Annotated in this window: 9 protein-coding genes; 4 read left to right on the top strand and 5 right to left on the bottom strand. The window is 41.4% G+C overall.

The features are described 5' to 3' along the window. Window positions 1–738: 738 nt before the first annotated feature. Together fdhA and AC13EX_RS21355 are read right to left on the bottom strand one after the other, a co-directional pair. On the bottom strand, window positions 739–1929 hold the full coding sequence (gene fdhA / locus AC13EX_RS21360; protein WP_482894266.1) for a formaldehyde dehydrogenase, glutathione-independent: 1191 nt from the start codon (window positions 1927–1929) through the stop codon (window positions 739–741). A gap of 273 nt (window positions 1930–2202) precedes the next feature. After that, complete coding sequence (locus AC13EX_RS21355; RefSeq protein ID WP_482894265.1) at window positions 2203–4269, bottom strand: M13 family metallopeptidase; 2067 nt, start codon at window positions 4267–4269, stop codon at window positions 2203–2205. A gap of 260 nt (window positions 4270–4529) precedes the next feature. Here AC13EX_RS21355 and AC13EX_RS21350 point away from each other — a divergent pair, with 260 nt between their 5' ends. Continuing rightward, window positions 4530–6287, top strand: coding sequence for a DUF5060 domain-containing protein (locus AC13EX_RS21350; RefSeq protein ID WP_482894264.1), 1758 nt, complete (start codon window positions 4530–4532; stop codon window positions 6285–6287). Window positions 6288–6542: 255 nt separating this feature from the next. Continuing rightward, entirely contained in the window at window positions 6543–8735 is a 2193-nt protein-coding gene (locus AC13EX_RS21345) for an APC family permease (protein WP_482894263.1), read from the top strand. A gap of 115 nt (window positions 8736–8850) precedes the next feature. Here AC13EX_RS21345 and AC13EX_RS21340 read toward each other — a convergent pair whose 3' ends face one another. The 3 genes from AC13EX_RS21340 to AC13EX_RS21330 all read right to left on the bottom strand — a co-directional run bounded on the left by AC13EX_RS21340 (window position 8851) and on the right by AC13EX_RS21330 (window position 12230). Further along, complete coding sequence (locus AC13EX_RS21340; RefSeq protein ID WP_482894262.1) at window positions 8851–10101, bottom strand: NRAMP family divalent metal transporter; 1251 nt, start codon at window positions 10099–10101, stop codon at window positions 8851–8853. A 14-nt stretch (window positions 10102–10115) separates the two neighbouring features. Then, window positions 10116–11189, bottom strand: coding sequence for an Ldh family oxidoreductase (locus AC13EX_RS21335; RefSeq protein WP_482894261.1), 1074 nt, complete (start codon window positions 11187–11189; stop codon window positions 10116–10118). A 75-nt stretch (window positions 11190–11264) separates the two neighbouring features. Beyond that, on the bottom strand, window positions 11265–12230 hold the full coding sequence (locus AC13EX_RS21330) for a Ppx/GppA phosphatase family protein (RefSeq protein WP_482894260.1): 966 nt from the start codon (window positions 12228–12230) through the stop codon (window positions 11265–11267). A gap of 343 nt (window positions 12231–12573) precedes the next feature. Here AC13EX_RS21330 and AC13EX_RS21325 point away from each other — a divergent pair, with 343 nt between their 5' ends. Both AC13EX_RS21325 and AC13EX_RS21320 read left to right on the top strand, forming a co-directional pair. Continuing rightward, on the top strand, window positions 12574–13023 hold the full coding sequence (locus tag AC13EX_RS21325; protein WP_339717792.1) for a hypothetical protein: 450 nt from the start codon (window positions 12574–12576) through the stop codon (window positions 13021–13023). 425 nt (window positions 13024–13448) lie between these two features. Further along, window positions 13449–13988, top strand: coding sequence for a lipocalin family protein (locus tag AC13EX_RS21320; RefSeq protein WP_482894259.1), 540 nt, complete (start codon window positions 13449–13451; stop codon window positions 13986–13988). Window positions 13989–14262 lie beyond the last annotated feature (274 nt).

Below are 14262 nucleotides of genomic sequence, written 5' to 3'. Positions count from 1 at the left end.
TGGGGGTTTGGGATTTGTTAAGTTTTACAGTCAATATTACTAAAGGGAGTAATGTCAAGTGAAAATGAATTCTAGGGTAGGTTAAATAGCTAGACTATATAGCTTTAGCAGCCTAAGCTTGTTCAATTCTATTTATTTTTTTCGGCCTTATGGAAATTAGTAAAATGGATTGCTCAATGGCGTTAAAAACAAAAAACTGTTTGAGGCCTTTTCGGCCGAGTTTTTTTTGTTTAGCCAGGGAGTGATTCATTTTGCGTTAAGATTTACATACAGCCTTGATTTTTTTGGTTCGTTTTTTCATCAAGGAAAAAATGAACAGGAAAAGAAAAGGGTAACCATTAGAAAAAATCAATAAACCATCTAAAAAGGTCAATTTCCTCTATGAATTATATTGATTATATTTTATGATTGTTATAAAAGAGATTCTGTCAGCATAGTTGCAGAAAAAGAGCAACAATACCGCCAAAATCAGGTTTTGTTTACCATTCTTACCAAGGTTTCACAGCCTTGGCTACAAAAATTGCACCCTTTTGGGGTTTGGGGATTCGTTCATACCCTATGTGAAACAGTGAAATTTAATCCCAAATATCCCGCCATCTAATCTGGCTTGTACTGATTGATAAGCATACCATTTATTTATTTTCACCCGGGTATCTTTGCTTTCTAGGTCGGTTCAATAGGAAAAGCCACCGAAACTTAGTTTCGGTGGCTTTTCTAAAGTATTGCAAATCAATTGAATCAATTCGGAATCAACCCATGTGGATCAATCACGAATTTCTTGGCGGCACCTCCGTCAAAGTCTTTGTACCCTTGAACAGATTCCTGCAAGGAAATTATCTGCACATTGACCGCTTTTGCAATCTGAATTTTATCGTACAAGATGGCATTCATAAGTTGCCGATGGTATTTCATTACCGGGCACTGCCCAGTATGAAAGCTGCAGGATTTGGCCCATCCAAGACCCAAACGAATACTTAGACTTCCTTCTTTAGCTGCTTCAGTGGAAGCCCCTGGGTCACCTGTGACATACAAGCCGGGGATACCGATGCTTCCTCCAGCCCTAGTGATGTCCATGGCGGCATTCAATACCGTAGCAGGCATTTCTTTGTCAGCATCTCCACCATGGCCTCTGGCCTCAAATCCCACACAGTCTACCGCGCAATCCACTTCAGGTTCACCTGTTATTTCTGCGATGGCATCTGCAAGTGGTGTTTTGTCCCTGAGGTCAATTGTTTCACAGCCGAAGCTCCTGGCTTGTGCTAGTCGTTCGGGAATCATGTCTCCCACAATCACTACTGCAGCACCCAAAAGGTGGCAAGAAGCTGCACATGCCAAGCCAACAGGCCCTGCGCCTGCAACATATACGATGGATCCTGGACCAACGCCTGCTGTTACGGCTCCATGATAACCTGTAGGAAAGATATCTGAAAGTAGGGTAAGGTCTCTGATCTTGTCCATGGCCTGGTCCTTGTCCGGGAATTTCAATAAATTGAAGTCTGCATAGGGTACCATTACATATTCAGATTGACCACCGACCCATCCACCCATGTCCACATAGCCATAAGCTGCGCCTGGTCGGGCAGGGTTTACATTAAGACAAATGCCTGTTTTTTGTTCTTTACAGTTTCTACACCTTCCACAGGCAATGTTGAAGGGAACGGATACGAGATCACCTTCTTTGATAAACTCCACATCTCTGCCTGCCTCAATTACTATTCCAGTGATTTCATGACCTAGGATTAGTCCTTTTGGAGCCGTGGTGCGCCCTCTTACCATGTGCTGGTCACTACCACAAATATTGGTTGATACAATTTTTAAAATGACACCATGTTCACATTTCCTGTTGCCTAAGGCCAATTTAGGGTAATCGATTTCTTGTACCTCTACCTTACCGGGTTCTAAATAAGCCACACCGTGGTTTTTACACATATTAATTTGGGTTTAGTTGAAAATTGCTTTTAATCGTTACTATTTCTGATTAGAAATTAATAAAAAAATCCAATAAAGTATATTTATTCAAACATTTCCTTTAAATATTCTCTTTTAAAAATAGGGGAAGGCTTATTTCACCTCATTATTTGCGCCATAAAGCCAAGTTGAAAGCGTGGCCAATCCATAACTAAAACAGTATCAATGCCTAAAATAAAAAAGGTGCTGTTTCATACAGCACCTTTTTTATTCCTAACAGGTAAATGACTGGTCTTACCAGATCCTTACCCTCTCCTCAGGTGCGACATACATTTGATCCCCTTTTTTGACATCAAAGGCCTGATAAAAAGCGTCCACATTGACCAATGGGCCATTGGCGCGGTATTGGGCTGGAGAATGGGAATCATTTTGTATTTGAGTTCGGAGTGCTTCTTCTCTGCTTTTGGTGCGCCATACGGTCGCCCATGAGAGAAAGAATCGCTGTGAGGGAGTAAACCCATCAATCTTTCCCGGATCGCCATGCTCTTCCAAATGTTTTTGTAATCCGTCAAACGCCACCAATACACCACCTAGGTCACCAATGTTTTCTCCCAAGGTAAGCTGTCCTTTGACCTTCACACCTTCAATAGGTTCATATTGATCATATTGCGCGACTAGTTGTCCGGTTCTTTGTTGGAAGTTTTCAAGGTCTTCCTCTTTCCACCAGTTTTCCAGATTCCCCTCCGGGCTGTAACGGCTTCCCTGGTCATCGAAACCATGTGAAATTTCATGCCCTATGACAGCTCCTATTCCTCCATAATTTACAGCAGCATCTGCTTTGTAATTGTAGAATGGGGGCTGAAGAATGGCTGCAGGAAATACGATTTCATTGTAAGTAGGATTGTAATAGGCATTTACGGTTTGAGGGGTCATAAACCATTCAGACCGGTCCACTTCCTTGCCCAGTTTGTCCATGTTTTTTTTGAATTGGAATTTATTGGCTGCGATTACATTGCCCAGGTACGAGGCGGTTTCTTCGTTGTCATCCACTTCCAGCGCAGCATAACTTTCCCAAGTATCAGGGTAGCCGATTTTTACCGTGAAAGTTGCCAGCTTGTCCATGGCTTTAGCTTTGGTTACTTCGCTCATCCAGTCCAATTGCTGAATTCTGTTGCCCATGGCTTCTAAAATATTGCTGACCATTTCATTGGCTTTTTCTTTGGCCTCCTCTGGGAAAAACTCTTCCGTATACAATTTACCAATGGCTTCGCCCGCAGCACCTTCGGCACTGCTCAAGACTCTTTTCCATCTGGCTCTCATTTCCTCTGTGCCCTGAAGTTCTTTGCCATAAAAATCAAAATTTGCCTGTACCAGTGCATGATTCATATAGGGGGAAGCCATACGTACCAAGTGCCATTTCAAATAGTTTTGCCATAATTTCGGATTGGAATCGCTAAATACTTCTTCCAGAGCAAGCATAAAATAAGGGGTGCTTATAATGACCTCATCGGTGTTGGCTCCAAGTGCTTTGGTTAGACTGGACCAATCCAATGAAGGAGTGGCTTTCTGGAGTTCTTCCATCGTGTATTTGTTGTACCGGCCCTCAGAATCACGCATTTCAATCCTGGTCTTACTGGCTACTGCAAGTTTTGTTTCAAGTAATAAAACGTCTGAAGCCAATTTATTTGCTTCTTTCTCCGAACTGCCGAGCATTTGAAAGACCTTGGAAATATGGGCCTCATATTTGGCTTTGATTTCTTTGAATTTTTCGTTGCCCTCATCTACATAATAATCCCTGTCAGGCAATCCCAATCCACCTTGACTTATGTAGAGGGCATTTTGGTCTGAGTCTTTAGCGTCTGTACTAACATAAATATTAAAGAATGGATCTACTCCAGCAGGATAGATTTTTTCCAAAAAGGATTGTAAGTCTTCCTTGGATTTTATCTGATCGATTTGATCAAACCAGGGGAGCAATTCCTTATGACCTCTTTTTTCGGCCAAAAGTGAATCCATTCCAATGGTATAGAAAGCAATGGCTTTGTATTGGTCTGAGCCTTCGGGGTATTCGCTTATATTGGCCTTGGCGGCTTCCATCACCTGCTTTACGCCGGCGATGCTTAGCTCTCTCAATTCCAAAAAGCTGCCCCATCTGCCCTGATCGGCAGGGATTTCAGTTGTAGCCAGCCAACTTCCATTGACATACTGGAAAAAATCATCCTGTGGGCGAATGGAAGTATCCATATAGCTCTTGTTGATGGCCTGGGTTTTTGCAGCATTTGTTTCTTGCGCTTGTGAAAAGGACGTTGTTGTCCAAAAGACCAATAGCGCCACCGCTGTTATTTGGCTAAGGTTTCTCATGTTTCCAATTAATTTATAGCACTTTTATTTATTTTCTAATAACAAAGATACACGATATATCAATCCATAAAGTTGTGGCTTTTTCAAGTGTAAATGACCTGTGCAATATGCATTATTTGTCCATATTGGTCCTTACATTCATTTTCCGTAAGCTGAATCCCATGCTTTTTGAGCTTTTATTTATAGGGGAAAAACTCTTTATGAATTAGTCTTTGCTTTTCCTATATTTAGTGCTGATTCCAACCTTTAAATTTGATTTTATGCCTCGTATATCAATGATATGTTTTTTGTTTATAGGATTTCTTCTTGTTTCCTGTGGACAAACACCAAATATTACCGGGAATTTCAAGGCCTTCCAAAAGTTGACCTTTTCATGGGAGGGGCCAGAACTTACTGAAGATAAATCGACATTTTTGAATTACCGGATGGAAATGAGTTTTACGGATCCTGATGGTCAGCAGATCCTTGTTCCAGGTTATTTTGCAGCAGATGGAAATGCTGGTGAAACTGGTGCAGAAACAGGAAAGATCTGGAGAGCGCATTTGTTGCCTCTGAAAGCAGGTGAATGGGAGTATGAAGTCAGATTTTTGGAAGGTGAAAATATAGCCATTGCTACAGACAATTCCACTGCTAGCAGTTTGGCCTTTGACAAGCAAAAAGGAAGTTTTACGGTATTGCCAGAAGATAGGTCCGAGTCTGGATTTTTGGGCAAAGGGAAACTACAGTATATAGGGGAGCACTTCCTTCAATTTAGCAATGGGGATTATTTTTTTAAAATGGGAGCCAATGCTCCTGAAGTACTGCTTCAATACAAGGATTTTGATGGGACAGCTTCCGATAGGGCTTATAAGGACCATATAGCCGATTGGAAAGAAGGCCATCTTCTATGGCAAGGAGAGAAAGGCAAAGGTATAGTTGGGGTCATCAATTACCTGAAAGGTCAAGGCATTAACACCCATTATTTTTTATTGATGAATGCTTATGGGGATGGGAAAACAGCTTTTCCATGGAAAGGCAAGGATAATTATTACGAATACGATGTTTCGAAACTTGACCAATGGCAATATCTTTTTGACTACATGATGCAAGAAGGGATGATGACTCAATTCGTGTTATCAGAGCAAGAAAATCAATCCTATTTTGAGCACAAAGAAGGGGGCGATTTTGCAGACAGCAGAAAGCTTTTTTACCGGGAATTGGCAGCTAGGTTTGGTTACCTAAATGCGGTAACCTGGAATATAGGAGAGGAAAATGGTTGGGAAAAAGACCCTACTTATGGTAAATCTATTACCACAGACCAGAGAAAACAATTTGCAGCTTATCTAAGTGATTTATTGCCTTACGATGAATTAATCGTCGTCCATAATGGGCCATCAAATACAGATGCTATTTTTGAAGATTTGCTGGGAGATCCTTCCTATTCAGGCATTAGCTTTCAAGGGAATTATCAAGATGTAAACCATGGGTATGGACGTATTTTGCATTGGAGAAATGAATCTGCTGCAGCAGGTCACCCATGGGTGGTCACCTATGACGAGCCCTATACCAGTCCTGAGTATCCTGACTTGGATGTATGGCGAAAGCACTCTCTTTGGGCCTCCCTTATGGCAGGAGCAGCTGGGATGGAAGTATATATTGGCAAAGGAGAAGATCTAGTGATCCAAGATTACCGAAAATACCAGTCCTATTATGAAATAATGAATCATGCCAAAAACTTTTTCACCGAGAGCGGCATCCCCTATCAGCAGCTAAACCCCATGCCCACTGAGGATAACAATTCCTGGGTACTTTCAGATGACGAGGAAGTATTTGTGGTTTATCTTCGAGAGGGTGGTGAAGGGGAACTCAATTTACCTTCTGAGATGTTTGAAATCCATTGGTTTAATCCCAGATCAGGAGAATGGTCCCAGAATGAAGCTTTAAAGAAAGTTTCAGGGGAAGAAAAGACAGCTTTGGGGAAAGCGCCAAGCCAACCTGATTTAGACTGGGTGGTCTTGTTGAAAAAGAAGAAAGAATAATTTAAACTTTCAATCCAAAATCACCTTCCATTTTACATAAACCCGAGTTTTGAAACAGGATTCGCAATAAGTGGTGTTGTTTTTATTTTGAAATTTATGCCACAAATCGACAATCCTTGGTGAAGGTAAAGTTGTTGTTTTGATTGCCCGATAAAGGCCTAACTGATTTGAAAGAAATTGCATCAGTAGCGGTGGTTTGGAATGAAAATGAAAAACTCCACTTGAAATCCGTTATTTAAAAAGTAGATTATTCTTATGAACATCAGAAATTTAAATAAAAGCAGTTCCACCAAGCTTGGAACTTTTGGAGGTGTTTTTACCCCTTCCTTGCTAACGATCTTGGGTGTGATCATGTACCTGAGATTTGGCTGGGTGGTAGGGAATGTAGGTTTGATTGGGACCCTATTGATCGTAACGCTTTCCACAACCATTACTTTCCTGACCTCCTTGTCCATTTCTGCCATTGCCACAAATGCACCTGTCAAAGGTGGAGGCGCCTACTTTTTGATCAGTAGGTCATTGGGGGCAGAAATTGGTGGGGCGGTAGGAATACCCCTGTACTTGGCCCAGGCATTTTCTGTTTCTTTGTACGTTATTGGTTTTTCGGAATCAGTAGTTGCTATCTTCCCTACTTTGGATATAAAATGGGTAGGCATAATTACAACCTTGTTTCTAGGCGGTTTGGCTTTGTTTTCCACTACCGCTACGATTAAATCCCAGTTTTTTATCATGGGTTTAATCGCCATCTCCTTATTGTCCCTGGCTTTGGGCAGTCCAATGGAAGATTCGCAGATTGAGCTTTGGGGAGTGCCTGCTGCTCAATCTGTTGATTTTTGGCAGGTTTTTGCCATCTTCTTCCCCGCGGTGACAGGCATTATGGCCGGCGTTAATATGTCGGGAGATTTAAAAGATCCGGCCAAATCCATACCCAAGGGCACCTTTATGGCCATAGGCGTAGGCTATTTGATTTATATGATTTTGCCAGTGATATTGGCGAGCAGAGCAGATGCTTCTACCCTGATCGAAAATCCCTTGATCATGCAGGATATCGCCATTTGGGGAGGAGCCATTGTGCTTGGCATTTGGGGCGCAACCCTTTCTAGTGCAACAGGTAGTTTATTGGGGGCTCCCAGGGTATTACAAGCCCTGGCCAATGATAAAATATTGCCCAAGTGGGCGGGGATATTCAGTAAAGTAGAGGGGAAAGAGAAAATTCCCCGTGCAGCTACGGTTTTCACCATTGGCTTGACCTTGGTAACAGTGTATTTCGGTAATTTGAACCTTATTGCTCCTGTTCTAACCATGTTTTTTCTAACCACCTATGCCGTTTTAAACATCACTGCGGCCACAGAGCGGTTTTTGGGTAGTGCTTCTTTCAGGCCTAAATTTAAGGTGCATTGGATTTTTTCATTATTGGGAGCGCTTGGTTGTGCGGGTGTGATGTTATTGATCAATGCATTGGCCACATTTATGGCCTTTCTTGTGATTGCTATCATTTTTGTTTGGCTGGAAAGGCGAAAAATAGAAGCGACCTGGGGAGGCTTAGGGAGGGGAGTATTTTCTTCCATTATCAGGTACGCTTTATTCAGGCTAGAAAAAGAAGGCAATGCCAAAAGCTGGCGGCCCAATATCCTTGTTTTGTCAGGGTCACCAGGGAAAAGGTGGCGTTTGATAGAACTTGCGGATGACATTACGAATGGGAATGCCTTGTTTACTGTGACCACCATTGTGTCTGAATCCAATGTTCCTCAGGAGAAAGTAAAAGATTTTGAGAATAGAATTATGGATTACCTGGTCAACAAAAATGTTCAGGCATTGGTTAGGGTGGTCAGGGCGCCAGATCCATTTTCAGGTGCCATGCATATGGTCAATTCCTATGGTTTGGGGCAGTTGGTGCCCAATACGATATTGCTGGGAGATACCAGAGAGAACAGGAATTTACTTCCTTATTCAGAAATGATACGGCACTTTTTTAAATCCAAGAAAAACGTAATCATTGTTCAGGATGAGGACAATATAGGTTTCAAGAAGAAAGAAGTTATTGATATATGGTGGGGAGGATTAAAGAAAAATGGTAGTTTGATGATCATTTTGGCCTACTTGTTAAAAAACAGTAGGGAATGGCAACAGGCTTCTGTAAATGTGAAAATGGTAGTTCCCAATAAGGAAGCTTATGGGGGTGCAAAGGAAAATTTAGATAGAATTTTTGAAGGAATGCGAACCGGTTTTGATTACCAGATATTAATTGCTGATGGTAGAAATTTTTGGGACATCATGGCTGAAGAATCAAAAAACAGCGACATGATCATGATGGGCTTGGCAGTGCCTGAAGAAGAAGGGGCTTTCGAAGATTATTATGTAAGGTTAAAAGAACGTACCAAATCCCTGCCTACTAAGGTCTTTGTATTGGCCGCGCAGGAGGTGGAGTTTGATAAAGTATTGATTTAGTGGTTTTAGAATATTCACGAAATAAATCTCCCTTTGACTCTCTTGACAAGTGGGCCGGAGGATTTATACGGGAATATCGAGCCATTTCGGATTGAAATCGAGGACATTTGCAGGCCTATTGAAACCAATTGAAATAGATAAGCACAAATGAAAACAGGAAAAGAAAGCCAATTCCGGCAATGGAAAGCCATTGCATGGCCTTGCTAGGTTGTTGTTTCTTTGTTAAATGTTGGCTGAAAATCAACTTGTAGTTAAGCATCGCTATAATGGGCGCTATCAGGAAAGAGATAGTGGTGGCCAGACCAATAAGTTGGTTAAATGAAGCCATGAAAAGACCGATGACCAGCATGCCTCCAAGGGTGATTAGCACCAGCCAGAGCAGGTAATCTGATTGCTTTTCCTCCTGATTGCGCATCACGGCAATTACCCTTGCCGTGGAGCGGGCATAGCCATCCATGACCCCAATGCAAGTGCCTAGCATAATGGAAAAACCTGCAGCGGCAATGATTAAAAATGTCCAAGAGCCCAGCTGTGCGGCATAGAGATTGACCACCCCAGTGGCAAAAGCTACATTATCGTCGGGAAGTAGGTTCCCTGTGTTGAAAAGCAAAAAAGCACCAAGCACTACAAAACAAATGGACAAGGTAGCAGAGATCCAATAGCCAATATTGAATTCAAAAACCGATTCTTTGACGGTGGGGGCATAGCCACTTTGTTTGCTTCTGGCAATGGTCCAGAGACTGTTCCAGGTGGAGGAGTCAATGGCTGCCGGCATCCAGCCCATCAGTGCAATTACAAATGGCAATGAATGGGGTGTAAGATGAACAAAAATAGAGAAGTTTTGAATCGGTACCTTTGGGCCATCGAAAATTGCAATAAAGAATGCCAAGAGCGTGCTGACAAACATAAAGCTACCAATAATCTTAATTCCAGAATCTAGCAGTGAATACCTTCCCAGTGCCAGAAAGGAAAAAGAGAAAAGTAACAAGACTACTGATGGAACAAAGAAATAGATAGCGTCCAATTCAATATTGAATAAGTTTTGTAAAAAACCTGCTGCTACTAAACTCACAGCTGCATTTACAAAAAACATGGAGACGAGGTTTATCCCCAAATACAGACGGGAAAACCAAGGGCTGATTTTTTGGTAGCCATCGATTAGTGACTGTCCGGTGGCTGCTGCATACCTGGAGCCAAATTCGAAGAAAGGCCACTTGAATAGATTTGCTGCGATAATAAATCCCACCAAGCCAAAGCCATATTCTGCACCTGCTTTCGTGCTTTGCACTAGGTGCGAAACACCAATGGCTGTGCTCGCAAAGAGAATACCCGGTCCTAAAGTCTTTAAAAATTGTTTTATTTTCAATTGATATCGTTGGATTATTCCCAGTCAACGCCCAATTTATCGCCAAGGGCGCGTAAATCATCTACAACTGCTGTAAGTAAAGGAATGCCTTTGGCTCTTCTTTCTGCTTCCAGTTCACGTTCAGGATCTCCTGGAATTAATACTTTCTCATGCCCATCTATTGGTGTAGCTTCTCTAAATCTGCCGATCCAATTGTCCATATGATCTTTGAATTCGTCTGCAGGTCGGAAAGCATCCACGCGCATGGCGCCAAAGAAATGACCCAAGCCTTCCCCTACAGGATTAGGGTGCGGTTCCAAAAATGCAACGAAGGGAGGTACCCATGGGCCATAATTGGCTCCAGAAAGCACCGCTGAAAATATATCTACCACCGCGCCCAAGCCATAGCCTTTTTGGGAACCATGTTCCCTGTCTCCCCCTAAGGGCAAAAGTGCACCCCCATTTTTTACGCCCAATGGATCTGTAGTCGATTTCCCATCCTTGTCTTGGATCCAACCAGCAGGAGCCTGTCCTTTTTTCCTTTGCAAAATTTCCAATTTGCCATTGGCCGCAGTGGTGGTAGCCATGTCCAGTACAAATGGGGGCTGCTCTTTAGCAGGAATGGCCACCGAAATTGGGTTGGTGCCCAGAAGGCGCTCTTTAGAAAAAGTAGGGCTTACCAAAGGACTTGCATTGGTAAGCGAAATGCCAATCATGTCATGTTGCAAGGCTTGCATGGCATGGACTCCCGCAATTCCATAGTGGTTGGAGTTTTTTACAGACACCCATCCAGTTCCAGCTATTTTGGCTTTTTCGATGGCCACTTTCATGGCATAAGGAGCTACTACCAAACCCAAACCAGCATCACCGTCTACTACAGCGGTACTTGGCGTTTCATGCACTACCTGAACGTTAGGTGTAGGATTTATCCTTCCGGCTTCCCATAACCTAACGTAGCCCGATAAGCGGGCTACACCATGGGAGTCTACGCCACGAAGGTCAGCAGAAAGGAGCACAGCAGCGGCCGTTTTCGCATCTGCTTCAGGGCATCCTATTTTTTGTAAAACAGCAATTGTAAATTTTTCTAATTGATGGTGTGTGAAATTCATTTTTGGACAAGGAATTGGGTGATCAATGGTACAAAAATGCAAAAAGATAATGCGTATAGGAAGAATTTCCTCGATTTATTGTGTGGTAGCTAAGCTAGAATTTTTTTTCTCTGCCACCTTTGCCATTGCTTCTGAGACGGCCCCTTCTTTTAGTGAATAGGTGGAACAAATTAGCTTGTTTGTTTTAACGTGCTGTAAAATAAAGCGAATCAAGCAGGAGGCTACTACGATCATGTCCACTCTCATTGGGATCATGCCAGGGATTTTGAGTCGTTTTGCTTTGTCTAGGAGCAAAAGGTCTGTAGCCATTGCCTCAAAATCAGTAACTGGTAAAAAATGCTTGATTATTTTTCTGTCTTTTTTCTTTCCTTCGTTTGCAAGGTACATGTCCGTTAAGGTGTCAAAGGTGCCTGAGGCACCTATAAGTTGTTCAGGAGCATGTTCTTTTATGGCATTGGTAAGTGGGAGTAACTTTTTGGATAAATAATCAGAAAGTTTCTCTACTTCTTCAGGCAAGATGGGGTCATGATAATGAAACAAGTCTAGCAGTCTTTGACCTCCTATTTCAAAACTACCTTTCCAGAGGATATCTTCTTCATTGCCAATAATGAATTCTACAGAGCCTCCTCCGATGTCCATCATCAGGGCATTCTCTTCGTTGAGGCAAGCACTTTGTCGGATGCCTTTATAAATTAACTCTGCCTCCCTTTCTCCATCAATAATTTGCACCTCAATACCGGTTTGCTGTTTTATTTTATGGATAAATGCAAGTCCATTGTCCGCATTCCTGACAGCACTCGTGGCAAAAGCGAAAATTCGGGTAATTTCCTCGCCTTTAATCAGGTTTTGGAAGTGCCCGAGAGTATGTAAGCCACGTTTTTCGGCTTCTGGTAGGATAAGGTTTTGATTGATGCCCCCCTGACCAATTTTCACAGGTACTTTTTCCTGGTAGATTACCTCAAAACCATTGCTGTCAAATGCTATCATTAGCAAATGAAAGGTATTGGTACCCATGTCGATGACTGCCGCCTTCTTTTTCATAAAACCTGGCTTTCAAAAGTTTGTGCGAATATAGAAAGTTTCTAGAAAAATTTTTCATGCCTGCGATTTTATATTCACAAAAATGAAGTTAAAAGCAATAAGGAGAATCTTTAAACTTCAAATAGTAATAAACTTCAATTTTTCAATCTTGCTTTTGGAGGGCTATTTAAATGGTTTTTAAATTGTCCAATGGTGAGTTTTTATTTGACTCAGTGTTATTTTTTGTACGTTTCTATTCTTTTATAACAATTAAAAATAAATTAGTTTAGTAGAGAGGTTAAAATGAGAGGATTCCAGTCTTTATAATTAATATTAGACTGGATATCAGTGGGAACTAAACATAATGGGAAAAAAGTTTTCAAATAGAAACAGAAAAACGCATTCCAAGAGACGGGTAAACTGGATTGGGACATTCACGCTTGTTGCGATATTTTCAGGTATTCTGCTATTCCTTACCAGCGAAAAACAAAATGAACAGGTACTCAAATCTTATTGTGGAGATTTTGGAATTTATGGCAAGTCTTTGGTCCTTATGAAGGACAGCACATTTAGATTCAGTTATCATGGTTGCAGTCAGGATAATGGTTTTGTAAGCGGGACATGGGAGGATAATGGTACAACTTTAACCTTCTCACCCGATCAAATTAATGTAAATTTAGATTTCCAATACCAACGTAGCAACCACGAACTTGTGCCATTAAATAAGCCCATTAAAGATAAATTTACTTTATGTGAAAACTACATAGCGGATTGGGAGCTTATTGAGATGATTGAAGATTCCGATAGCTTATAAAATCTTTAATTTAAATCTTATTACAAAATATACATCTAGTCGTGATGCCAATCCATCGAGAGTAAGGAATTTATCCACTTATGGTATAAGCCCCTTTTAAAACCGTAAAAACTTAGTTAAACCCGAAATATGCAATAGACAATCTATTACGTGCTGAAATCACTTCAAAATCAGCTACTTCGTTGCTGTTTTCAATTTCACCATAGCCGTGCTATGCTAAAATATCCAAACAGCCTGATTTTCTTGCGATTGCAACACTTCCCGTAAACACGGGACAGGCTTCACCCCTGACTATTGTCAGGACGGAGAAATCCTTTTACATAATCCGGGTTTAATTTTCTTAACCCAACTTAAGTTAGTAGGCCTATGGTATATAGGCATGACATTTGATTAATCAAATACAGTTTCTAACAGATTTTAAAAGTATGAAAATTAGCAAATTGATTTACTCACTATTAACAGGCTTGATAATGATGGGATTTTTTTCTTGTGCGACAATACCAAAAGGGGCAGAAGCTGTAAAACCTTTCGATAAAGAAAAATACCTTGGAAAATGGTATGAGATTGCCAGACTGGATTTCAAGTTTGAAAGGAATTTGAATAATACTACTGCCAGCTATTCCTTAAATGACAATGGAACCATTAAGGTTGACAATCAAGGGTACAATATCAAAAAGGAAGAATGGACCCAAGCGATAGGTAAAGCCAAATTTGTAGGTGATGATGATATTGCCAAGCTTAAAGTGTCCTTCTTTGGGCCTTTTTATTCAGGGTACAATGTGATCGCTATTGACAAAGAATACAAATATGCTTTGGTGGCAGGGGAAAGTCTAAAGTACCTGTGGATACTTTCGCGTGAGACAGTGATACCCGAAGATGTAAAGAACGAATACCTAATGATGGCCGAGAAAATTGGTTACAATACTTCCGAGCTGATTTGGGTTGAACATACTAAGCAGGATTAAAATACGAAGACTTTAGCATCAATTATGAGAAAAGCATTGATTTAACCCGAAATATGCAATAGACAATCTGTTACGTGCTGAAATCGCTTCAAAATCAGCTACTTCGTTGCTGTTTTCAATTTCACCATAGCGGTGCTATGCTAAAATCTCCAAACAGCCTGATTTTCTTGCGATTGCAACACTTCCCGTAAACACGGGACAGGCTTCACCCCTGACTATGTCAGGACGGAGAAATCCTATTACATAATCCGGGTTTAAGGTGTGTAAAACAATC

The sequence above is a fragment of the Cyclobacterium sp. L-R genome, assembly GCF_056859355.1.
This window is presented reverse-complemented; position numbering and strand designations above follow the sequence as displayed.

What these genes read in the sequence shown, in the direction of transcription:
- fdhA (WP_482894266.1), bottom strand. Translation starts at nt 1,929, where the DNA reads ATGTGTAAAAACCACGGTGTGGCTTATTTAGAACCCGGTAAGGTAGAG.
- AC13EX_RS21355 (WP_482894265.1), bottom strand. Translation starts at nt 4,269, where the DNA reads ATGAGAAACCTTAGCCAAATAACAGCGGTGGCGCTATTGGTCTTTTGG.
- AC13EX_RS21350 (WP_482894264.1), top strand. Translation starts at nt 4,530, where the DNA reads ATGCCTCGTATATCAATGATATGTTTTTTGTTTATAGGATTTCTTCTT.
- AC13EX_RS21345 (WP_482894263.1), top strand. Translation starts at nt 6,543, where the DNA reads ATGAACATCAGAAATTTAAATAAAAGCAGTTCCACCAAGCTTGGAACT.
- AC13EX_RS21335 (WP_482894261.1), bottom strand. Translation starts at nt 11,189, where the DNA reads ATGAATTTCACACACCATCAATTAGAAAAATTTACAATTGCTGTTTTA.
- AC13EX_RS21330 (WP_482894260.1), bottom strand. Translation starts at nt 12,230, where the DNA reads ATGAAAAAGAAGGCGGCAGTCATCGACATGGGTACCAATACCTTTCAT.
- AC13EX_RS21325 (WP_339717792.1), top strand. Translation starts at nt 12,574, where the DNA reads ATGGGAAAAAAGTTTTCAAATAGAAACAGAAAAACGCATTCCAAGAGA.
- AC13EX_RS21320 (WP_482894259.1), top strand. Translation starts at nt 13,449, where the DNA reads ATGAAAATTAGCAAATTGATTTACTCACTATTAACAGGCTTGATAATG.